Here is a 22,937-nt window from a genome sequence, read left to right as displayed (position 1 = left end):
CTAAAATTCAGAATTAATTTTACTCTTCCCCATCTTCAGCTGATTGAATTTTGGTTCAGTATGGCACAAAAAAAAAGAGGTTCTAAAAAAACCTCTTTAATTGATAATTTTAATCAGATTCCCCCATGTAATTAATTTCCCTAAACCTAACCTACTAAATTAAAAAAAAATTACAAATCCTTAAAAATCATCATTTTGAATAGATACTCAAATATACAAATTCAAAACACTTACACCATAAAAAGATATATTTTATCGATAAAATACATGTTTTTTTAAAAAACATAAGTTTTTTACTACATAAATAAAACAAAAAACAACTTTATTAACCAAAAACAACAGTCTCATAAACAGGTGATTATAAAAAAGTCAAATTCATATTTTAAAATAGAATTCGAAAAACAATGTGATTTATATAAAAAAAGATGTTTCTAAAAGAAACATCTTTTAATGAAATAACAGACTGTTTTATAAGATGCCCCCATGTAATTTTATTATCCTAAACCTAACCTACTAAATTTAAAAATAAACCTTAAAACTACAAATCTTAAAAAATGTCTTTCTCTCTTAGTAAAAACAAATTTAATTCAAAAAAAGTATAAATAATCTACAAAATACCATTTTTAACGATTAAACACATAAAATTAAATATTAAATAAGATTTTACTTAACTAAGAAGCTACAGACTAAAAGTCCATAGATTTGGTTAGGCAGACTGAAAGTGCAAGGTTGGATTGCAAAAATTGATAAAATTTTGCCACAGATTCACAGATAAAAGATGATTTTAAATCTGTAAATCTGTGGCAAAAACTTTTTTAGAAGCTAAAGCGAGATGCACTGAAAGTACATAGTTTTAAACTCTGTTTGAGACCAATAAATAATTTAAGTTTTTAGTACTAATGTGAATAGCTAAACTTCAGGCTTTTAAAAAAATTGAGATTGCCCATAAAAAAAGATGCTCTTCTACGAGCATCTTTTAACCAAATAAAAACCAATAATATATAAGAGATAACCGTCTTTTAACTAACTATTGTAAACAAACCATGAAAAATAACCTTCTAACTTTACAAAGAGATCCATACCTCAAAACATCATCAGTAATGTATTTTCAAAGACCGTGCCAAAATCTTTAAACAACATTTTTTTACCGACAAAACATAATTATTTTTTCAAAATTGTAAGTTTTAACTTTTTTAATGCAGTTCAAAAAAAAATAAGGGCTACTCTTTCGAATAACCCTTATTTTCTATTTATGATAGAATCCTACTTCTTATAATACTTTTTATATTTCGGATAAGTAACTGCTCCAATCACAGAAATTGTCCCTAATGAATACCAAATCCAGCTTAGTGAATGTGCTTCTCCGCTTGCGTAGGAATGCAGTCCAACTAAGTGGAAATTCACACCATAATATGTGAATAGAATAGAGACAAAGGCAAACATACTCATCAGGTTAAAAATCCATTTTCCTCTTAATAACGGAACAAACCTAGCATGAATTACAAAAGCATAAACCATAATACTGATTAATGCCCAAGTTTCTTTTGGATCCCATCCCCAATAACGTCCCCAGCTTTCATTTGCCCACTGCCCTCCAAGAAAGTTACCTATAGTCAGCATAATTAAACCGATTGTTAATGACATTTCGTTGATATAGGTAATCTCTTTTATGTTCAGTTCCATCTTAGTTTTATTCTTTTCATTGGTAAAAAAGATTAGAAGAAGCGACACAAAACCTAAAATCATTCCTAACGCAGTTGGTCCATAACTCGCTACAATAACAGCCACGTGAATCATTAACCAATATGAGTTAAGAACTGGCTGCAAATTGGCAATTTCTGGATCAATCCAATTCATATAAGCTGCTGAAAGTATCATTGACGTAACAAACGTAGCCGAAGCTACAGTTAATTTTGATTTTATATCGAAAGCTAAGCCAAAAAACATTGTTGACCAAGCCACGTAAACGATTGCTTCATAAGCATTACTCCAAGGTGCATGTTCCGAAATATACCACCGTGCTCCTAATGTAATTGTATGCAAAACAAAAAGAATAGCAACAATTACATGCATCGAATTGACTAAGATGCGCATCAATTTTGAATCTTTAAAGATTTGAAGAATTGTAAATGTAAACATCAAAATCGATGCAAACATATACCAATAAGGCAATTTTTGAAGCAGGTCATATTTATTATAAGCAATCTCTAATTCTATTTTTTCTTCACTCGGTCTTACTTTACTGCCAAATTTTTTCTGAAAACCGTTGATGCTTTCCAAAAGATCATCAGCTGTTTTGTAGTTCTTTGTTTGAACAGCATGTCCCAATGTTCCAAAATAAAGAGGCAGGATACTTTTGGTATAAGTAGAATCCATTCCTTTCAAACCGGCATGCTCAAGTTCTAAATAAGAAATCCATTTATTGTTTGGTTCATTAGGAATTGGAAAAATTCGTAAAATACTGCCGCTCAATGCGGATTCCATTAAATTTACTTTCTTATCTGTTTCCACAAAATCTTTTTCAAACTGATTTGGATTTCCTGCTTTGTAAGCCGCATCAAGATAAGGCGATAATTTATAATTTCCTTTTGCATCAAAGAAAGCAATAAACGGTGCATATGTATCTTTGACATCAACCCCAATTATATGGCGAATACTGTCGTTACCCGGTTTTATATAAATCAGCGGGATTTCTATCCACAGCTGGGCACTTTGTGTCATCGATAAAAATACCTGATCCGAATTCATTCCGTTATACGTATCCGAATGACTTACTTTTCGCAGCAATTCTGATGAAAAAGTATTGATTGGTTTCATTCTTCCGCCAGCATCCTGAATAATCAGACGACCAAACTTTGCTGCATGTTCTTTGGTTACTGTAAAAGCAGTCAATACTGAATCCAATTGCTTCTGAGTTGGTTTTACCCTTACATGAGCAGGACTTTCCATTTGCGAATCGGCTTTTTCCGCAGTATGATCGTGGTTATGTTCATGATCGTGCTCGTGATTATGCTCCTGGGCAAAACCTGTCAAACTAAAAAGCAATACCAAAACCGTAAGCAGTTTTGCTTTTTTGTTTTTAACTACTTCTAATTTTCTTTTCAGATCAGCAAAACGGGAATGTTTGACAAACAAAATTGCAATCATACTAAAAAACAATAAAAAATATCCAATGTAAGTGATTGTTGTTCCCCAATAATCATGATTTACAGACAACACAGTTCCCTTCTCATCAGGGTCAAATGATGATTGAAAAAAACGATAACCCTCATGATCTAGTACATGATTCATATAAATTCTGGCATCAAATGGTTTTACAGAATCCTGAACTGTTACCTGGCTTTCAAAAGAAGAATAACTTTTTTCTGTACCAGGATATTTCTGTGCAATAAAATCATTTAGTTTTATCTTAAACGGTAATACATATGCTTTGCTTCCAAAGAAAAAGCTATACTCCTTTCCTCCAATTTTGACCGTTTTGGAATCCCCTACTTTGCCTTTTGATCCCAATAAAGAAACTGATTCTTCTTTGCCATCAGCAATAAGCTTAACAACTAAAATATCTTCGTGGTTTTTCTCTTTGTAATCATTTTTTGTTTCGTAATCAATTACCCCTTTAACAGCCGGTTCTGGAAAAACAAAGCGGATATCGCCAATACTGTACAAAGAACGCATCATCAAAGGCTGTACAATATCTTTAACTACTTTACCCTGTAACTTATCTGCCATTCTCATAAAATTCCCTTCAAAAGGCATTTGAATCGTATAACTACTTCCAGTTGTATTTATATTAATAGCTCCTTCGGTAAATTTATTCAAGGCAAAAAGAACATTATGAATATTCTGCACCTCACCTGATTTCAGAAAATGCTCCTCACGGCCGCCATCACCTGCCTCAACCAATTTAAAATACAAAGTCCCTTTTGGATCCGGTTTTACATATTCTTTGGCTCCCATAATATACTTTTCATACCGCACTTCAAAAGGATTTCCTGCAAAATCACCTTTCAATGAAAAATCATTATCAGTTGCAGGAGATAACAAAACTGGTTTTTCAAAAACCCTGCGTTTCATTTCTCCTTTATATTCACCATCTACAAAAAGAGTTAAAAATGTTTTATCTGAGTAAAACTGATTCTCTGCAGCACCTTCGCGAATAGGCATCATTCCTTCATAACTAATGTAGCGTGTTATAAAAGCCCCGGCAATAATAAATATAAAAGCCAAATGCAGCAGTAAAGTTGCCCATTTTTCTTTTTTCAGCAATTGATAACGCTTGATGTTTCCTATAAAATTAATCATGAAGAACCCCATAATTGCTTCAAACCACCAAGTATTATAAATCAAAATTCGGGCAGTATCAGTATTGTATTTGCTTTCTATAAAAGTTCCTGTTCCCATTGCAATTGCAAAAGTCAGAAATAATATAGCCATTAATCGGGTAGAAAATAGGACAGAGAATAATTTTTTATCCATTTGGAAGTGAATTTCGTTTAAATAAAGTGTCGCAAAAGTACTCAAAATTACACACTTTTTTAAAGGCCTAATTGTTAATTTAATCCAAAATTAAGGAGGTCTATTTTTGAAAAGAAAAACATAAATCTATCTGTCGAAGAGATAATTCTAAACGCAAAAAGAACAAATGAGACTGCCTGAAAAAAGGAAAGTCTCATCTGTAATTTCTTCTTTATATTTCTGTTCCAAAATATTTCTTTCGGAACCAAAAAGCTGCGTTTACTAATGCAATTAATGCCGGTACTTCGACCAAAGGACCAATTACGCCAGCAAATGCCTGTCCGCTATTAATGCCAAAAACACCTATGGCGACTGCTATTGCCAATTCAAAATTATTGCCTGTTGCCGTAAATGCGATTGCGGCAGATTTAGAATAATCGGCACCAAAATGTTTTCCGACAAAAAAACTAAGAACAAACATTACCACAAAATAAACGACTAACGGAATCGCAATACGAATGACATCCATTGGAATCTGTACAATGAGTTCGCCTTTTAGACTAAACATTATCAGAATTGTAAATAATAATGCAGCTAATGTTATTGGCGAAATTACAGGAACATATTTTGTCTGAAACCATTCTTCGCCTTTCAGTTTGATTAATGTGTATCGGCTAATGATGCCGAACGCAAAAGGAATTCCCAAATAAATCCCCACGCTTTCCGCAATTTGCCCAATGCTTATATTCACTTCAAAACCGGTATAGCCAAAATAAGGCGGTAAGATTGTGATAAAAACATAGGCATAAACACTATAAAGCAGCACTTGAAAAATACTGTTTAAGGCGATTAATCCTGCTCCATATTCCCGGTTTCCTTCGGCCAGATCATTCCAGACAACAACCATGGCAATACAGCGTGCTAAACCAATTAGAATTAAACCAATCATGTATTCGGGATAATCTTTTAGAAATAATAATGCTAATAAAAACATCAGTATCGGACCAACAATCCAATTCAGGAATAATGAAGCGCCAAGAACTTTGGTGTTTTTGAACACTTCACCCATTTGTTCGTACTTCACTTTTGCCAAAGGCGGATACATCATCAGTATTAATCCGGCTGCCAAGGGAATATTGGTTGTTCCGCTCGAAAATGAGTTGATAAAACCACTGCTTGAAGGTATAAAATAACCAATTGAAACCCCTATTGCCATTGCAAGGAATATCCAAAGTGTTAAAAACCTGTCCAGAAATCCTAATTTCTTTCTTTTCAATACTGGTAAACAATTATTTGCTGCCATAATTATTGTTTAATTTGTGAAAAAACATAAATCATTTCGGCTGCAATCTGCAGGCTTCTTTCTTCGTATTTTTCTGCTTGCTGCGGTGTGTTATCAAATGCTTTTGGGTCTTCAAAAGTAATTGGTACACGCACATCTGCTCCGGCAATAAAAGGACAGCCCTGATCGGCAGAAGAACAAGTCATAATAGCTGCAAAATCATTTTCAGGGTTAAAATCATCATCATAGGTTTTTGAAAAACCAATAATCGGGTGTTCATTTTTGGCATATTTTATACTATATATTGGATTGTTTCCGCCAGAAATGGTTTTAATTTTGAAACCCTGGTTTTCCAAAGTTTTTGCCACCATAGGAAACATTGCGGTCGCTTCTGTCCCACCCGAATAGCAAAATACATTTTTTATATTGAAATAAGCCGAAGCAGTCTGTGCCCAAACTTGTGACAAATGGCTTCTTCTCGAATTATGCGTACAGATAAGGTTTAATCTTATTTCCTGCTGGTTTGCAGCTTTGTTTTGGACAAAATCGACCAAAGGCTGCAAAATTTCTCTGCGTTCTGCCGAAATGTTCTCAATGTTTAAATTCTTAATTACTTTTTCTATTTCTGGAAATAGAATTGATTGGTTTGTGGTCATTTACTTTATTAAATAGATTTATGATTAATACGAATCAAGACCTAACAGGTTTAAAAAAACTGTTAGATCTCTTAAATTCCATAACTAGTTTAGCAGCATTTTGCTTCTGGAGCGCAGCAAGGTTTGGCATTAATATCTGACAATCTCACTTTCTGTTTTTCGGATGGAATTCCGCATTGATCTTGTGCTAAACAAGCAGTATGTTTGTTCAGTAATTCAAAATTTTCACCATTGAAGCCTAAATCATATTTACCAATTGTTGTGTTTTGATATTCAACTTCAATTTCAAAATCTTCTATACCCAGCACTTTTTCTGATAACTGAATAATATTTAAAAGTTTTTCGGGTTTCAGTCTGTGTTCAAAATCATTGGCATCCCAAAGCTGAAAATTCGCAACTGTTTCACTACGGACAGTTCCGCCGCAATCGATAAACCTTTTATTTATCAAACCCACTTCTGTAACGTGAAAATGTTCAGGAACAAATGTTCCGTTTGGCAATTGAAAATTTACAGTTTCAACTGTGCCTAACAGCTTTTTAATTTGTGAAAGTTTCATATATGTAAATTTATTTGTTTAAGGTCAAATATGTTATCGCCTTTTATTTATTGGTGTTTGCTTGCAGTAAACTTGTAATTAATGGCGATTCCATAATAATTATATTTAAAATTTAACAACAATCTGTTTTCTTTCTTTCAATATGCTCGTTTACATTTTGAAAAAAACTTTTTATTTTTTCAAATCCTTTTTCGTCAATGCAATAGCAGATTGCATTTCCCTCAATACTTCCTTTTATTAATCCTGCATTCTTAAGTTCTTTCAAATGCTGCGAAATTGTTGGCTGTGCCAAAGACAATTCATTTACAATATCACCGCAAATGCAAGAGTTAACTTTTAGAAGATATTCGATAATAGCAATTCGGGCAGGATGTCCCAATGCTTTTATCAAAATTGCCAGTTCGTTTTGATTTTCAGTGTAAAAATCTGTTTTAGTCGCCCCCATAGTTGTATTTCTATATTGCAATATTACAATATTACATTTAAACAAAAAAATTAAAGCCATTTTTATCAGATTATTTTTAAAATAAAGACTGAATATACATAATAACTTACAAGTTTTACCGTTAAACCAGATTAAAAAATTGAAATCAAAACTTCACTTTTTTTGTTAATTTTGCCGAATGATTAAAATAACAATTATAGGTTCTGGGAATGTTGCACAACACCTCATTGATGCTTTCGCAAAAAATAAAGCGATAGATATCATACAGGTATTTTCAAGAAACCAAAGGCAGATTATTCCAAATCTTGATTCAAGCAAAATCATCAATGACTGGAATGCTTTGGCAGAAGCCGATTTATATATAATAGCGGTTTCGGATGATGCCATTTCAGAAGTTTCTTCACAGTTACCTTTTAAAAACCGCTTGGTTGTTCATACATCCGGGAGCGCACCATTGACATCGTTAAACAGTAAAAACAGGAAAGGGGTATTTTATCCGTTACAGACATTTACCAAAGGAAAAACAATTGATTTTAAAACCGTTCCATTCTGCTTGGAAACGGAATTTGAAAACGATTATACATTACTGGAAAAAACTGCAGCTTCTATTTCGGACAATGTGCAGGCCATTGATTCCCATCAGCGAAAAGCATTGCATGTAGCAGCCGTTTTTGTGAATAATTTCACGAATTATCTGTACCAGTTAGGAAATGACATCTGCCAGGAAAATCATGTGTCTTTTGATATTTTAAAACCACTGATTCTTGAAACTGCCGAAAAACTACTGACGCTTTCCCCAAAAGATGCCCAGACAGGTCCGGCAAAACGCAATGACATTTCGACAATTGCGGCTCATGAATCTTTTTTATCCAATGAAAATCAATCAACAATTTATAAAATACTAACACAATCCATACAAAATCATGGCAAAAAGCTATAAAGAAATAATGAATGATATAACTGCGTTTATTTTTGACGTAGATGGCGTGCTTACTGACGGTTCCGTATTTGTTTCCAATGAAGGAGAAATGCTGAGAACAATGAATATACGTGATGGCTATGCCTTGAAAGCGGCTGTCGAAAGCGGTTATCATGTATGCATTATTTCTGGCGGAAGCAATGAGGGCGTTAGAATAAGACTGCGGAATTTAGGAATTACCAATATTCATTTGGGCACACCTGACAAAGTAAAAACTTTCAAAGAATATACTGATCTTTACGGCATCAACCCTGAGCAGGTTTTGTATATGGGAGATGATATTCCAGATTATCACGTTATGAAATTAGTTGGACTGCCTGCCTGCCCACAAGATGCAAGTCCCGAAATCAAAACAATTTCGGCTTACATATCACATAAAAACGGCGGTAAAGGAGCAGTACGCGACGTGATTGAACAAGTAATGAAAGTACAGGGAAAATGGACAACTCATTTTGATGGAAAACTTGACTAAAACATCCATAAGTAAACAGCTATTAACAAATAACCACCAATAACCCTTCGCAATTCACAATGAAGTATCTCAAATTAATACGTTTCCAAAATTTACTAATGCTTGCTCTGATGCAGCTGCTTTTTAGATACGGATTTTTAAATTTCCAAAATATCACTTTGGCACTAACTGATTGGCAGTATCTATTATTAGTATTGGCAACAGTCATGATTGCTGCTGGAGGCTATGTGATAAATAACATCATGGATCAGGCAACGGACAACTACAACAAGCCAAAAAAAGTTGTTGTCGGCAAAAGCATATCCGAAGCCAGTGCCTATAATATTTATTTTTTTGTCACTGTACTGGGTGTTGGTATTGGTTTTTATCTATCAAATGTAATTGCAAAACCTGGGTTCGCATCTATCTTTATTATTATTTCGGCTACCTTATATCTGTATGCCACAAGCTTAAAACAAATGCTGCTCATCGGCAACTTTGTTGTGGCTTTTTTATTGGCATTTAGTGTAATAATCATTGGAATTTTCGATCTTCTGCCAGTTATCAATCCAGAAAATAAAATCGAAATGGCCGAGCTGTTTTCGATACTTATGGATTATGCAGTATTTGCATTTGTAATTAATTTTATCAGGGAGATTGTTAAAGACATGGAAGATATCAGCGGGGATCACAAACAAGGAATGAATACATTACCTGTCATTCTCGGCTTGAAACGTACATCAAAGATTGTCTTTGTATTAAGTCTGATTCCTTTGATCATGATTACTTACTACATCAAAAATTACTTTTTACCTAATGATCTGCATTTGGCTACATTATATTCCTTGACATGTATAGTCTCTCCTTTAATTTATTTTACTATAAAAATAGATCATGCAAAAAAGAAAAAAGATTATCATCAGCTGAGTACTATTTTGAAACTAATCATTTTATTTGGCTGTTTTTCGATTGCCGTTGTCACTTATAATATTCTTCACCATCATCATGCTTAAAGAAAAACTAAAAAACTATAAACTTATTTTAGCTTCGGGTTCACCGAGGAGACAGCAGTTTTTTAAAGATCTGGATTTAGATTTTGAAATTAGGCTAAAAGAAATTGAAGAAATTTTCCCGCCAGAATTAAAAGCTGAAGAAATCACTAATTATCTTTCTTTGCTGAAAGCCAACGCTTTTGAAGGAGAATTACAGCAAAATGACATATTGATTACCAGTGACACTATTGTCTGGCACAATAATTGTGCTTTAGGAAAACCGAAGGATCATCAGAATGCATTTGAAATATTGAAGTCATTATCAAATACCACTCACGAAGTCATCACTTCGGTATGTTTTAAGACAAATTTATCTTTTAATTTGATCACCGAAACAACAAAAGTGACCTTTAATGCGTTAAGTGACCAAGCGATACTTTATTATTTGGAAAATTACAAACCTTATGATAAAGCTGGAGCTTATGGAATTCAGGAATGGATTGGTTTTATTGGAGTTTCAAAAATAGAAGGTTCCTATGCAAATGTTATGGGAATGCCGACAGATAAAGTATATGAATATTTAAATAATTTATAAATAACTGAAAAAAATAAATGATTTTTTTTGATCAATATCTGAAAGAGCAGATCAGCACAGGAGTATTGCTGATAATAGTTATTTTATCTCGAACACTAGTATCAAAATTAGTGAGAAGATATGCCAAGACAAGCCAGATTATTGAAAGAAGAACAAATTTAGTCATCAAATATATCAACATCCTTATTACTATCATGGCATTAATTACCCTGATATTAATTTGGGGAGTTCAGGCCAAAGATATTTTTATCACGCTTTCGTCTATTGCCACGGTGATTGGGGTCGCAATGTTTGCACAATGGTCAATTTTGAGCAATATTACATCGGGAATAATTTTGTTTTTTTCATTTCCCTTCAAAATTGGAGATGTTATATTAATCCATGACAAAGATTATCTGGTGGAAGGAGAGATTGAAGATATTGGAGCTTTTCATGTAACAATACGTTCTAAAGAAGGAGAAATTGTTATTTATCCAAATAACCTGTTCTTTCAAAAAGGAATTTCGATAATTAAAAAACCGCTGCATTCTAATGATGAATACATCGATTAATCAGCTAAATTTATTTACTAATCTAAATTTAAACACAATGAAAACAATTAAATTAGTTATTATAGGTCTCCTGTTTTTTGGCGTGCACAAAACGCAGGCTCAGGTTTCAGTCGATGTAAACATAGGAACTCCAAACGTAAATGTACATATAGGAACACCTCCTGTTTGGGGACCTGTAGGTTACGATGAAGCTGAATATTACTACCTGCCCGATATTCAGGTTTATTATGACATTCGTGCGACTCAGTATATTTATTATGGAAACGGAAAATGGATCCGCTCCAGGTATTTACCTTCCTATTGCAGAGGATATGATTTATACCATGGTTACAAAGTAGTTTTGACCGATTATCATGGCCGTACTCCCTATGCCTATTATGACACTCACAAAGTGAGATATTACAAAGGGTACAAAGGAAAGCCTCAAAAAATGAGAGGTCCTTATCAAGTGCATTATGAAGATCATGACCGCCATGAACATCATGATAATGGTAATCATAATGGCAACCACGGAGGAAATGGTAAAGGAAAAGGACACAAACATTAAACCTGTTTCTACACTTTCTAAAGCCGCAACAATTTACCAGTTGCGGCTTTTTTTATTCAAAATTCTATCTAACAGTCTTTAGCTAAAGCTTGTAGATTTAGACTTTGGGTTTACATTTTGACTGCTGGATTCTTCATCACTCAGCCACACGAAAACAGCATTAAAGACAATATCTCTTACAGGCTTTCTGGACAGTATCAAATCGTGCATGCCACCTGAAAAACCAATAACTTCTTTATGCGGAGAGTCAATTAATTTGGCTTTTTTAATAATATCATTTACGTTCAAAATTGCATCACCCTCAAATATAGCTTCATTCCATTTTGAAAGATAAACCGAATGTGATGAATGCAATATCAAAATTGGTTTTGATACCGAAATTCCTTTTGCAATCTTCAGATGCCCCTGATGTATCGCATTTACCCATCCTGCATTAATAGACGGAGCGGCATGAGGTTTCCACTGCAGACTATAATCCCATTCACCATAATCGTTTTTATGCAGGCTTTTGCCATAAAACTTTGAAAAACTAATTGGCAAAGCCAAATTGGGACTTAATCTTCCTAATAATGAAAGTAATGGAACAACAAGTATCTTCTGAATCCAAGGGACATTAAAATCATAAAAAGGGCTGTTGCAGATCAGTACATCAAAAAGAGCGTCATTCTTTCGGTCTGCTGCATATAAAGTAATAATGAGACCTCCGGCAGAATGTCCATAAAGCACTGTTTCATTATTACCTTCCTCCCTTATTATACTTAAAGCCTGGTCAATATCTTCATAATACTCTGACAACTGTCTAACATTATTAGATTTTTGATGCCGCAGTATAGACCGGCCGTATTTTCTTAAATCCAAAGCGTAAAAATTATAGCCTTTCTTTAAAAATTCATCGGCAATAACTTCCTGAAAAAAGTAATCATTGAAACCATGAATACATAAAACAGCTTTAACTGAACCCGTTAAGCACAGCTTTCGGATTAATGTGGCAACAACCTCTCCCTCATAATCATCATGCTGTTTAATGACAGCTTTTTCGAAACTGTTCTTCAAAATATCCTCCGTGTATTGTATATTCATTTGGAACTGCAGATTAATTATAAATTAAAGAAACTGTCTGAAATTAATTCTAAAAAATCATTTCACAATATTCTCAAATTTAGCATTCTAATTTTAATTAATTAACATAAATCAATATTATTTTTTAAGTATTTAATGAAATATATAGTAATTATTCCTGAAAAACAATTTACAAAATATTAAACATTAACATAACTTTTGGAGTAATATACAAATATTCCCATTTTTAAATTAGTATTTTTGAAGTTGAACTAATCCATTTTATTTTAAAACAATAAACCTGTTATATGCGAAAGCTTTTTTTTAAATCATTTTTGCTTTTTTTCCTTTCAATACAATTAACAAACGCACAAAAACCTCAAAAACCAAGTTCTGCAGAGATATACAATGAAATTCAGAAACTTAATTTTCTGGGAACTGTACTTTATATTGCAGCTCATCCCGATGATGAAAACACACATTTAATATCCTATATGGCTAATAATATCCATGCCAGAACTGGTTACTTATCCTTGACCAGAGGAGATGGAGGCCAAAATTTAATTGGTCCTCAACTGCGTGAATTATTAGGTGTCATTAGAACACAGGAACTTCTTGAGGCTAGAAAAATTGATAACGGAGAACAGTTTTTTTCAAGAGCCAATGATTTTGGCTATTCTAAAAATCCAGATGAGACACTTCAGATTTGGGATAAAGAAAAAGTATTAGCCGATTTGGTCTGGGTTATCAGAAAATTTCAGCCCGATGTAATCATCAATCGATTTGATCACAGATCGCCAGGTACTACACACGGGCATCACACTTCATCAGCGATGCTGAGCGTTGAAGGATTTGATCTTGCCAATAATCCTGCAGCTTTTCCAGAACAGCTGCAGCTCGAAAAACCTTGGCAGCCTAAAAGAGTTTTTTTTAATACCAACTGGTGGTTTTATGGCAGCAAAGAAAAATTTGATTCGGCAGATAAAACCAATTTGATGGCGATACAAACAGGTTCGTATTACCCAACCTTAGGAAAATCGAATCAAGAAATAGCCGCTTTGAGCCGCAGCAGTCATAAATCCCAAGGATTTGGATCTACTGGATCCCGAGGTGAAAGCACCGAATATCTGGAATATCTAAAAGGAGAACCTTTACAGAACAAAACCTCCATTTTCGAAGGCATAGATACAAGCTGGAATCGTGTAAAAGACGGAAAAACTATTGGCGAACTAATTAACATTATTGCCAATCAGTATGATTTTAAAAACCCGTCTGCCAGTATTCCGAATTTATTAAAAGCCTATGCCATGATTCAGTCATTAGACGAAAACCACTGGAAAACAGTTAAATCTGAAGAAATAAAAAAAATAATTGCAGACTGCTCCGGCTTGTTTCTGGAAGCTGTTTCAAACACTCAGGAAGCAACTCCCGGAAGTATCGTAACACTTAAGCTGGAAGCCATTAACCGAAGCCCTTCCGACATACAGCTGATAAGTGTTACCACGCTGCCTGAACAAAAAACTACTGTTTTGAATACTCCATTGAAAAACAATATACTTCAAAACACCTCGGTGGATTTACAATTACCTCAATCAATAAATTACACACAGCCTTATTGGCTGAAAGAAAAAGGAACAGTTGGTCTTTACACTGTAGAAGATCAAAAGAACATTGGAATTCCTGATATCATACGAGAAGTCAAAGTTGTTTTTAATGTAAAAATTAATGGTGTAGAAATCCCTTTTGAGAGAACAGCTGTTTATAAATACAATGATAATGTTAAGGGTGAAATCTATAACTTCTTAGATATTGTTCCAGAAATAACAACTACTATTCAGGATAAAGTGCTGCTTTTTCCTAATACAAAACCAAAGTATATAGGCATAACTTTAAAATCAGGTAAAGATGCAGTAAAGGGAACTTTAAAATTGGATTTACCAAAAGAATGGATAATTTCTCCTGAGTCTATTCCGTTTCAATTAGACAAAAAAGGAACAGAACAAACGGTATATTTTGAAGTCACTCCTCCTGTACAAGTGGGCGAAGTTACAGCCAAAAGTATTGCAGTTATTGACGGAAAACCTTACGACAAAGAGCAGATTATAATTAATTATGACCATATTACCAAGCAGCAGGTTTTAAAAACATCTGAGGTAAAATGCATCCGAATGGATTTGAAAACCAATCAGGAGAGAATTGCCTACATCATGGGGGCTGGAGATGAAGTTCCTCAGAGTTTGTCACAAATGGGATACAAAGTAACAATAGTAAAACCCGAAGAAATAACTCCCGAAAAACTGGAATCATTTGATGTTGTCATGACTGGGGTACGTGCGTACAATACCGTTAAAGCATTAGCAAATAAACAAGATATTTTGTTCGATTTTGTAAAAAGCGGTAAAACAATGGTCGTTCAATATAATACCACTGGAGCTTTGGTTACTCCAAACATTGCGCCTTATCCATTAAAAGTTTCAAATGACAGAGTTACTGAAGAGAATGCTGAAGTTCGATTTTTGAAACCGAATCATCCTGCTTTGAATTATCCCAATACGATTACTCAAAATGACTTCAAAGGCTGGACGCAGGAACAAGGTTTGTATTATCCGAAAGAATTTGATAAAAATTTCACACCGATACTTTCGTCAAATGATAAGGGAGAAAGTGCATTGAATGGGGCATTGTTAATTGCGCCTTACGGAAAAGGAAATTATATTTACACAGGCCTAAGCTTTTTTAGAGAATTACCCGAAGGTGTTCCCGGAGCTTATAAATTACTGTCTAATTTAATTTCGACAAAACCTTCAGTAAATATTCCAAACCAAAAAATAAAACAATAACATGGACTCAAAAGATCCCAAAATCTGGTCAAAAAGCTACACATTGGTTCTGATTGCCAACGCTTTGTTTATTATTATTTTCTATCTAATTATGAAATTATACTCTTAACCTATGCAATTATTTGACTGGATTGTACTGATAGTAACACTTTTATTTATAGTAATTTATGGTGCCTGGAAAACCCGAGGAAGCAAAAATGTAGAGGAATATATTCTTGGCAACAACGAAACGCCTTGGTTTACCGTTGGTCTTTCTGTGATGGCAACCCAAGCGAGTGCCATTACATTTCTTTCAACTCCCGGACAAGCCTATCATGACGGTATGGGATTTGTGCAGTTCTACTTTGGATTACCAATCGCAATGATTGTAATCTGCGTTACTTTTATACCTATTTATCACAAATATAAAGTCTATACTGCTTATGAATATTTAGAGAAAAGATTTGACCTTAAAACGCGTTCATTGGCAGCTATTTTGTTTTTGGTGCAGAGAGGTTTAGGAACCGGTATTACTATTTATGCCCCTTCTATCATTTTATCAGCTTTATTAGGATGGGATCTTACGTATATGAATATCGTTATTGGTATTCTGGTTATTATTTATACTTTTTCAGGAGGAACAAAAGCGGTAAATGTTACTCAAAAGCAGCAAATGTTTGTTATTTTGGCTGGGATGGTGATTACATTTTTTCTAATTCTGGATTATTTGCCTAATGATATGACTTTTGACAATGCCCTGCATATTGCCGGTGCCAATCAAAAAATGAATATTGTAAACTTCTCCTTTGACTTGGATGAAAAGTATACATTTTGGAGCGGAATCACTGGCGGATTCTTTTTGGCATTAGCCTATTTTGGGACAGATCAGTCACAGGTAGGACGCTACTTATCAGGGAAGTCAGTACGTGAAAGCCAAATGGGATTAATAATGAACGGGCTTTTAAAAGTACCAATGCAGTTTTTGATTCTGCTTACCGGCGTTATGGTTTTTATCTTTTTCCAGTTTAACGGAACTCCTTTAAACTTTAATCCAAACAATAAAATTACCGTTGAAAATTCAAAATACAAAGAAGAATATCAAAACCTCCAAAAAGATTTGGATAAGCTGTGCGAAGATGAAAAAGTAGTCAATCTGCTGTACATTGACCAGCTTAATCAGGATTATGACAATCCTGCTCTTCGAAAAGAATTAGTCGATCTGGCACTCAAAGAAAAGGAATTAAGAACACAAGCCCGGGAAATTATTTCCAAAGCTGATGACAAAGCCGAAACCAACGATAAGGATTATGTTTTTTTCTATTTTATTCTTCACTATTTACCAAAAGGACTTATTGGCTTACTGCTGGCTGTGATTATTTCGGCAGCTATGTCTTCTACAGCTTCTGGACTTAATGCATTAGCTTCTACTACAGCCATAGATATTTACAAACGCAATGTTAAAACAGAAAAAAGTGAAAAGCATTATCTGAATATCTCAAAACTCTTCACTCTTATGTGGGGAATTATTGCAATAGGATTTGCCTGTATTGCTACGCTTTTTGAAAACTTAATTCAGCTGGTAAATATTATTGGTTCAATTTTTTACGGAACTGTTCTGGGGATTTTCCTTGTTGGTTTTTACCTTCAAAAAATACGCGGAAAATCTATCTTTTATAGTGCAGTAATCAGTCAGGCAGCTATTTTTATCATATACTATTTTACCAACTTTATTTACCCTAGCGGAGCCGAAAAACTAGGCTATCTGTGGCTGAATTTTATTGGAGCTTTACTCACTATCATATTGTCTTATTTATTCCAAGTGACGATATTTAAAGATGAAGAGCAAAATGAATTAACACAAAATATAGATTCATAAAAATCATTTATACTGTAATGATTAAAAAAAATCCTGATTCACATTTATTTATGAATCAGGATTTTTTTGTTTAAAAAGACAATCCGGTTTTACTAATCCGCATTTACTTTTTACTCCACTCAGCAATACTTTCTCTGTTCATTTTTACATAATCCTGATTCTTGGCCGTTTCTGCAGCTGTAAGTGAAAGATTTGCAGTTTCAATTGCTCCCTTTTTATCACCAGCTCTAGCTTGAATTAATGATTTTAAACGAGTGTACCAATAAGGTTTCTCCGTACTCATTTCCATCGCCTTGTCCATGTAAGCTGATGCTTTTGCATTATCACCATTAGATTGATAAAGATACTGAGCCGCCGAAAAATAATCAGCAGATGTTGGACCTGCCAATACTTTTTCGATATTTGCCAATACTTCCTTTTGCGTAGGAACAATAAATTTCATTGAAACTGACGAATTTTCCCAAGCCATGTCTAAATCAGCTGCATCAGCAGTTATATTTCCAATTCCTATTGTGAAAGATTCAACTGGTTTTGATAATGCTTCTTCCTTTACAGTTGTTCTCAATACAACATTCGCTTCATTCCATACTTCAGGATTTCCCCAATTGTTTGTGGTTGAATAGAAAATCACTTCCCAGCTTTCAATTTTTGGAATAGTATACAAAGCATATTTCCCTTTTGGTAATGTTTTACCATCAATTACAACATCTTCACTAAAAGAGATTGTAGTATTTTCATTAGCTCCAGTTCTCCAGACTTTTCCAAAAGGAACCAGATTACCAAAAACAGCTCTTCCTCTGGCTGCAGGTCTGCAATACACAATTTCTACATCTGTCAACCCAACAGTTTGAAAAACCGTAGCTTTTGGACTGGCTTGAGGCGTTTTTAACTGAGCCCCAGCTATTAATGGCGCTGCTATAAAAGCGAAAGCAATAAGAATCTTTTTCATATGTGTTTTTTTTGTTTTTTTTCAAATTTACAAATTCGAGAAATCAATGATGTTAATATTTCCTTAATTCAAAAACCATTTCATTGCAGTTTTATCAAAAATTAAACTTAATCCAAGCCAAAAATAATGCAGGTAAAATTTCAAAATATAAGAATTTTATAAGCTTTTGAAAAAACATAAAACAAATCCGGTTATCAGTAAATTTGATTCATTTGCCACTGCAGCATCAAAAGCAATGGGAAGCACAGCAGTATTTTTGGCTGTATTGATTTGGGGCTTACCGGTCCTGTTTTTGATTATAGTGAAACTTGGCAGCTCATCATCAATACAGGAACAACTATTGTTACTTTTTTAATCCAAAAAGCACAGAATAAAAACTCGCTTGCTCTTCAGATTAAACGGAATGGAATCAATAGTTTGAAACTATCTCAAAGTTCAGCTCATCAAAATGGTTTACTACTACGTCTGCCAAAGTTAAATCCTGGTCTTTAGAATGAAAGCTATTGTAACCAACGCAAAAAATATCGGCTGCTTTTGCCGCTTTTACTCCATTAGTACTGTCTTCAATAACTATGCAGTTTTCTTTTGGAGCAGTTGACAAAGAAGCTGCGTGCAGGAAAATTGCAGGATGCGGTTTGGAATTTGGAAAATCTTCTCCGCTTACAATATGCGTAAAATACTGGTGCAGATTAAAACGTTTAAAAACCCTGTCTATAGTTACCTTTGATGCCGATGAAGCCACAATAAGCTGCATTCCGTTTTGATAAAAGTCTTTAATTAAATCTTCTACACCATCCAGCAAAGCTAAATCTTCTTTACTGTCGAAAGCATCATTAAAAATAGATCTCTTTCTCAAAATCAAATCTTCAACTTCCTGTTCTAACTGATAATGATCTTTTAATTTCTGAAAAGTATTGCGGGTTGACAGCCCTGTAAATGAAGTGTACATCTCCTCTGGAACTTCAATCCCAAGTTCTCCAAATTGTTTGTAATAAGCATAACGGTGCACCAGTTCGGTATCTACAATTACGCCATCCATATCAAAAATTACTGTTTGTATCATAAAAAACCATTTATTCTTTTTTAAGCAAATATCGGATCACGGTTTCGGCTGCGTGCAGGCCAAATAATCCCGGCATATAGCTGTTGGTTCCGTAAAAAGATTTTTTAAAATTGGTTCCATCTGTTCTTTTTACACTGCTTTCATCTGGCTTTTCAAGAGAAAAAACGGCTTTTACTCCTTTGCTCACACCCATTTTTTTGAGACGCTTACGAACCACTTTTGCCAGCGGACATACATCCGTTTTGCCAATGTCTTTCACAACTACTTTACTTGCGATCATTTTCCCTCCGGCACCCATGTTTGAAACAATTTTCACGCCTTTTTTCTTTGCCCCCACAATCAGATTCAGTTTTGGAGTGATACTGTCAATACAGTCCAAAGCATAATCATACTCTTTGGTCACAATCTCGTAAGCACGCTCAGGAGAAAGAAATTCTTTCACTCGAATTAAATTCAACTCTGGATTTATATCCATTAATCGGTCGCCTACAACATCTACTTTTGGCTGTCCCACAGTAGAATGCAAAGCTGGTAATTGTCTGTTTATATTGGTAATATCCACCACATCTCCGTCTACAATAGTCATCGTCCCTACTCCTGCCCTTGCCAAAAATTCAGCAGCAAAAGATCCCACTCCGCCAAGTCCTACGACTAAAACGTGTGCGTTTTTTAAATTGTGTAATCCTTCTTTTTTAAATAATAGTTCGGCTCTTTCTGTCCACTCTGCCATATTTTTTTGTTTAATTATTCTTAGTTTATTCTTTGTGGTTTATTGATTTTGGCAATTTGTTTATTTAATTGTTTAAAATAATATTCAACAACTATAAACCAAAAACTATAATATCTAAAAAACCGCTGCAAAAGTACTGTTTATTTGTTGTTTAAGCTCATCCAAAGTCCAATTTTTATATCGGGAGGCCAAAGAATATACTTCTTCGATTCCTTGCTCCACTGTATCAGTTTCCAGAAAAAAACGGTCATTGGGAATACTTTGAAAAACAGTTTCGAGTTTTGGATTTTGCAATAAAAACTTTCCAAACGAAAGATAAAATCCGTTATCGATAAGTTCCTTGGCAACTTGTTCATTTTTTGAGAAACCGTGAATTATCATTGGAACGGTAATTCTCATTTTTTTCTTTATGGCAATTATTTCCTGAAAAGCGGCCACACAATGAATCACAACCGGCTTATTAAATTTTTGTGCCAAGAGCAGCTGCTTTTCAAAAACCATTTGCTGTAAATCCAAAGGTTTATCGATTCGTTTGTCTAATCCGCATTCGCCAACTGCGAGACAATTTAAATCTCCCAATTTACTTTCAATCAGCTCCAAGTCAGTCTTTAATCTTTCCTGACTGATATACCAAGGATGAATTCCAATGGAATAACATGGAATCGAAGCATCAAATTCCTGCGGATATTGGTTCACGAGTTCCAGAACCGAATTTTGGTTTGTGAATTTGTGTGTATGGAGATTAAAAAACTCCATTAATTGTGAAACTTTTTTACACCAGCTTTTATTTCGATAGCCAAATCGTTTTCAAGCGGGACTTTTGGACAGGAATAATTGTGACTGTAAGCACAATACGGGTTGTACGAAAGATTAAAATCGATCACAATTGTATTTCCTGCCGGAATTTTCAAATCAATGTATTTCCCGCCTATGTAACTCTCTTTACCCGAAGTCAAATCGGAAAAAGGTAAAAACAGGTGGTCTTTATATTCTTCTCTTTTAGAAAGTTCAATATTGCGGTAAATATTCAGTTTCAGTTCTTTTCCGTCCATTACAAAATGAGCTTCGCCGTATTTCACATAAATCTGTTTTATTGAACCGGAAGCAGGCATTTTAAAAGGTTTTTCGTCTTTGGTACGGATAAATTTAGCGACTACAAAAGCTTTTTCATTTATTGGATAAAAATCCAAGGACTTGAATTTTGCCAAATCCTCAGTATTCAATGGACTTGTCTTTGCATCAGCATATTCGGTATTTAGTTCTTTCTGAAATTTCTGGACAGCCGTCACGTCAAATTTTTCTTGGCCAAAACCAAAAGTACACAGTGCCAATAACACCAAAGTCAATACTGCTCTCATAATTTTAAATTTTAGACAAAAATAGTTTAAAATAATATACCTAAAAAAATTAAGCACAAACGAACCACGGCAGTCGCATTTAAAAAAAATAAACCCTAATTCTTATCAAAATTGAAACCAAATTTTACAAATTTTTTACAGTTTCGAATATTTTGTGTATTTAAATAGTAATCTTAATTCGTGCAAATTAGTGTAATTCGTGTCAGAGACTTTTAAAAGCGAATGCCGTGCAAACAAACCGGAATAAATACAAAGTCAGATGATCTACATTGTGCTCTTTGCGGTTAATTATATAAGGTTTATCTTTGAAAAAACTCAAATTTTAAGATGCTAAAAACTGCTTTAGGCCGATATGTCAATAATTTCAAAGGCTTCTCGCGCGAAGTCTGGATACTGACGTTAATCACTTTTATCAATAGAGCCGGTACTATGGTGCTGCCTTTTTTATCCAAATATTTGAAAGAAGATTTGAATTTCACTTATGGTGAAGTGGGCTGGATAATGGTCGCATTTGGTTTGGGTTCTATGCTGGGTTCTTGGATCGGGGGTAAATTGAGTGATAAAATTGGTTTTTATAAAATAATGATTTTCAGCCTTTTTACTAGTGGAATTTTATTTATTCTGCTGCAGTACATCACAACGTTCTGGGGATTATGCTTTGGGATGTTTATTATTATGGCAATTTCTGACATGTTTCGCCCTGCAATGTTTGTATCGCTAAGCGTATATGCAAAACCCGAAAACCGGGTTCGTGCACTTTCTTTAGTACGTTTGGCGGTGAATCTCGGATTTACTGCCGGTCCTGCTTTAGGAGGATTGATTATCATAGGAATGGGTTATCAAGGGCTGTTTTGGGTTGACGGAAGTACGTGTATAATTGCTATATTGATATTTGCTTTCTGTATCAAAGAGAAAAAGAAAATCCCAGCAATTGCTGAAGATAATGTAGTAACAAGCGCATCAAAATCAATTTTTAAAGACAAGCCTTTTTGGTTACTGCTCTTTATCAGCTTTGTAACCTTTATGGTTTTCCTTCAAATATTCTCGACTTTGCCATTATATCACAATGAAAAATTCGGACTGACCGAATTTCAGACCGGAATACTGCTTTCCATCAACGGATTATTAGTTTTTCTATTAGAAATGCCCATCGTAAGTACCCTGGAAAGAAGAAAAACTAATAAAATCAAAAGCATTGCAATAGGTTCTTTATTCATTACTCTTGGCTATTACATTTTGCTGCTCGATTCTTGGGTTAGCATTTTGATAATCAGTATCATCCTGCTCACATTTGGAGAAATATTTTCGTTTCCATTTGTCAATGCAGTTGCTCTCAACCGCGCGCCAAAAGGCCAGGAAGGAAAATATATGGGTTATTATACCATGAGCTTCAGTCTGGCACATATTGTCAGTTCCAAAACGGGTCTGGAAATCATTGCACATTATAACTATCAGGTCAATTGGTTTGTAATGGGAACCTTGGGAGCGCTATCGCTACTTTGCTGTTTTTGGCTCAATAAAATGATACGCAGCGAAAAAAAATAATCATCAGAGCATGAACTCATTAAGTTAA

General features: G+C 34.2%; 22 protein-coding genes. 11 read left to right on the top strand and 11 right to left on the bottom strand.

All coding sequences use genetic code 11. From position 1 onward, the window contains the following. Window positions 1-1,263: 1,263 nt before the first annotated feature. From OZP07_RS08160 to OZP07_RS08140, 5 genes are all read right to left on the bottom strand, one after another. Window positions 1,264-4,476, bottom strand: coding sequence for a cytochrome c biogenesis protein CcsA (locus tag OZP07_RS08160; protein ID WP_281637931.1), 3,213 nt, complete (start codon window positions 4,474-4,476; stop codon window positions 1,264-1,266). A gap of 211 nt (window positions 4,477-4,687) precedes the next feature. Beyond that, window positions 4,688-5,758: an ACR3 family arsenite efflux transporter gene (gene arsB / locus OZP07_RS08155; RefSeq protein ID WP_281637930.1), complete on the bottom strand. Its 1,071-nt coding sequence runs from the start codon at window positions 5,756-5,758 to the stop codon at window positions 4,688-4,690. 2 nt (window positions 5,759-5,760) lie between these two features. Continuing rightward, window positions 5,761-6,393, bottom strand: coding sequence for an arsenate-mycothiol transferase ArsC (locus OZP07_RS08150; RefSeq protein WP_281637929.1), 633 nt, complete (start codon window positions 6,391-6,393; stop codon window positions 5,761-5,763). An 89-nt stretch (window positions 6,394-6,482) separates the two neighbouring features. Then, window positions 6,483-6,950, bottom strand: coding sequence for a DUF6428 family protein (locus OZP07_RS08145; protein WP_281637928.1), 468 nt, complete (start codon window positions 6,948-6,950; stop codon window positions 6,483-6,485). Window positions 6,951-7,062: 112 nt separating this feature from the next. Continuing rightward, window positions 7,063-7,395, bottom strand: a complete 333-nt coding sequence (locus tag OZP07_RS08140; protein ID WP_194642282.1) for an ArsR/SmtB family transcription factor — start codon at window positions 7,393-7,395, stop codon at window positions 7,063-7,065. Between the two features lie 178 nt (window positions 7,396-7,573). On the opposite strand from OZP07_RS08140, the gene OZP07_RS08135 reads away from it, so the two are divergent. Genes OZP07_RS08135 through OZP07_RS08110 form a run of 6 tightly spaced genes read left to right on the top strand, consistent with a single transcriptional unit; the run spans window position 7,574 to window position 11,510 of the window. Beyond that, complete coding sequence (locus tag OZP07_RS08135; protein WP_281637927.1) at window positions 7,574-8,335, top strand: Rossmann-like and DUF2520 domain-containing protein; 762 nt, start codon at window positions 7,574-7,576, stop codon at window positions 8,333-8,335. Beyond that, entirely contained in the window at window positions 8,319-8,846 is a 528-nt protein-coding gene (locus OZP07_RS08130; RefSeq protein ID WP_194642280.1) for a KdsC family phosphatase, read from the top strand. The genes OZP07_RS08135 and OZP07_RS08130 overlap by 17 nt, the downstream gene beginning before the upstream one ends. A gap of 59 nt (window positions 8,847-8,905) precedes the next feature. After that, on the top strand, window positions 8,906-9,838 hold the full coding sequence (locus OZP07_RS08125) for a geranylgeranylglycerol-phosphate geranylgeranyltransferase (protein ID WP_281637926.1): 933 nt from the start codon (window positions 8,906-8,908) through the stop codon (window positions 9,836-9,838). After that, window positions 9,831-10,412, top strand: a complete 582-nt coding sequence (locus tag OZP07_RS08120) for a Maf-like protein (RefSeq protein WP_281637925.1) — start codon at window positions 9,831-9,833, stop codon at window positions 10,410-10,412. Before OZP07_RS08125 ends, OZP07_RS08120 begins: the two co-directional genes overlap by 8 nt. A 17-nt stretch (window positions 10,413-10,429) precedes the next feature. Next, window positions 10,430-10,963: a mechanosensitive ion channel domain-containing protein gene (locus tag OZP07_RS08115; protein WP_281637924.1), complete on the top strand. Its 534-nt coding sequence runs from the start codon at window positions 10,430-10,432 to the stop codon at window positions 10,961-10,963. A 37-nt stretch (window positions 10,964-11,000) separates the two neighbouring features. After that, window positions 11,001-11,510: a hypothetical protein gene (locus tag OZP07_RS08110; protein WP_281637923.1), complete on the top strand. Its 510-nt coding sequence runs from the start codon at window positions 11,001-11,003 to the stop codon at window positions 11,508-11,510. A 78-nt stretch (window positions 11,511-11,588) separates the two neighbouring features. On the opposite strand, the gene OZP07_RS08105 is transcribed toward OZP07_RS08110, so the two are convergent. Further along, window positions 11,589-12,590, bottom strand: coding sequence for an alpha/beta hydrolase (locus tag OZP07_RS08105; protein ID WP_281637922.1), 1,002 nt, complete (start codon window positions 12,588-12,590; stop codon window positions 11,589-11,591). A gap of 287 nt (window positions 12,591-12,877) precedes the next feature. On the opposite strand from OZP07_RS08105, the gene OZP07_RS08100 reads away from it, so the two are divergent. Together OZP07_RS08100 and OZP07_RS08095 are read left to right on the top strand one after the other, a co-directional pair. Then, window positions 12,878-15,409 carry a PIG-L family deacetylase gene (locus OZP07_RS08100; protein ID WP_281637921.1) on the top strand — a complete coding sequence of 844 codons (2,532 nt, stop codon included), beginning with the start codon at window positions 12,878-12,880 and terminating at the stop codon, window positions 15,407-15,409. Window positions 15,410-15,521: 112 nt separating this feature from the next. Further along, complete coding sequence (locus OZP07_RS08095; RefSeq protein WP_281637920.1) at window positions 15,522-17,264, top strand: sodium:solute symporter family protein; 1,743 nt, start codon at window positions 15,522-15,524, stop codon at window positions 17,262-17,264. Between the two features lie 103 nt (window positions 17,265-17,367). Here the strand turns inward: OZP07_RS08095 and OZP07_RS08090 are convergent, their stop codons facing one another. Beyond that, window positions 17,368-18,213, bottom strand: coding sequence for a DUF2911 domain-containing protein (locus OZP07_RS08090; protein WP_194642272.1), 846 nt, complete (start codon window positions 18,211-18,213; stop codon window positions 17,368-17,370). 166 nt (window positions 18,214-18,379) lie between these two features. Here OZP07_RS08090 and OZP07_RS22145 point away from each other — a divergent pair, with 166 nt between their 5' ends. Together OZP07_RS22145 and OZP07_RS22140 are read left to right on the top strand one after the other, a co-directional pair. Next, window positions 18,380-18,568 carry a hypothetical protein gene (locus OZP07_RS22145; protein WP_349293676.1) on the top strand — a complete coding sequence of 63 codons (189 nt, stop codon included), beginning with the start codon at window positions 18,380-18,382 and terminating at the stop codon, window positions 18,566-18,568. Next, entirely contained in the window at window positions 18,484-18,705 is a 222-nt protein-coding gene (locus OZP07_RS22140; RefSeq protein WP_349293656.1) for a low affinity iron permease family protein, read from the top strand. The genes OZP07_RS22145 and OZP07_RS22140 overlap by 85 nt, the downstream gene beginning before the upstream one ends. Here the strand turns inward: OZP07_RS22140 and OZP07_RS08080 are convergent. From OZP07_RS08080 to OZP07_RS08065, 4 genes are all read right to left on the bottom strand, one after another. After that, window positions 18,623-19,276, bottom strand: a complete 654-nt coding sequence (locus tag OZP07_RS08080) for an HAD family hydrolase (protein WP_194642271.1) — start codon at window positions 19,274-19,276, stop codon at window positions 18,623-18,625. The genes OZP07_RS22140 and OZP07_RS08080 overlap by 83 nt on opposite strands. A gap of 10 nt (window positions 19,277-19,286) precedes the next feature. Further along, entirely contained in the window at window positions 19,287-20,006 is a 720-nt protein-coding gene (locus tag OZP07_RS08075; protein WP_281637919.1) for a tRNA threonylcarbamoyladenosine dehydratase, read from the bottom strand. 114 nt (window positions 20,007-20,120) lie between these two features. Further along, entirely contained in the window at window positions 20,121-20,762 is a 642-nt protein-coding gene (locus OZP07_RS08070; RefSeq protein ID WP_281637918.1) for a TatD family hydrolase, read from the bottom strand. Then, complete coding sequence (locus OZP07_RS08065; protein WP_281637917.1) at window positions 20,762-21,364, bottom strand: DUF1684 domain-containing protein; 603 nt, start codon at window positions 21,362-21,364, stop codon at window positions 20,762-20,764. The genes OZP07_RS08070 and OZP07_RS08065 overlap by 1 nt, the downstream gene beginning before the upstream one ends. 327 nt (window positions 21,365-21,691) lie before the next feature. Here OZP07_RS08065 and OZP07_RS08060 point away from each other — a divergent pair, with 327 nt between their 5' ends. Then, window positions 21,692-22,909: an MDR family MFS transporter gene (locus OZP07_RS08060; RefSeq protein WP_281637916.1), complete on the top strand. Its 1,218-nt coding sequence runs from the start codon at window positions 21,692-21,694 to the stop codon at window positions 22,907-22,909. Window positions 22,910-22,937: the final 28 nt, after the last annotated feature.

Source organism: Flavobacterium marginilacus (assembly GCF_026870155.1).
GTDB classification, from domain to species: domain Bacteria; phylum Bacteroidota; class Bacteroidia; order Flavobacteriales; family Flavobacteriaceae; genus Flavobacterium; species Flavobacterium marginilacus.
Note: the sequence above shows the minus strand (reverse complement) of the source record. Positions and strands in the feature narration are given on the sequence as shown.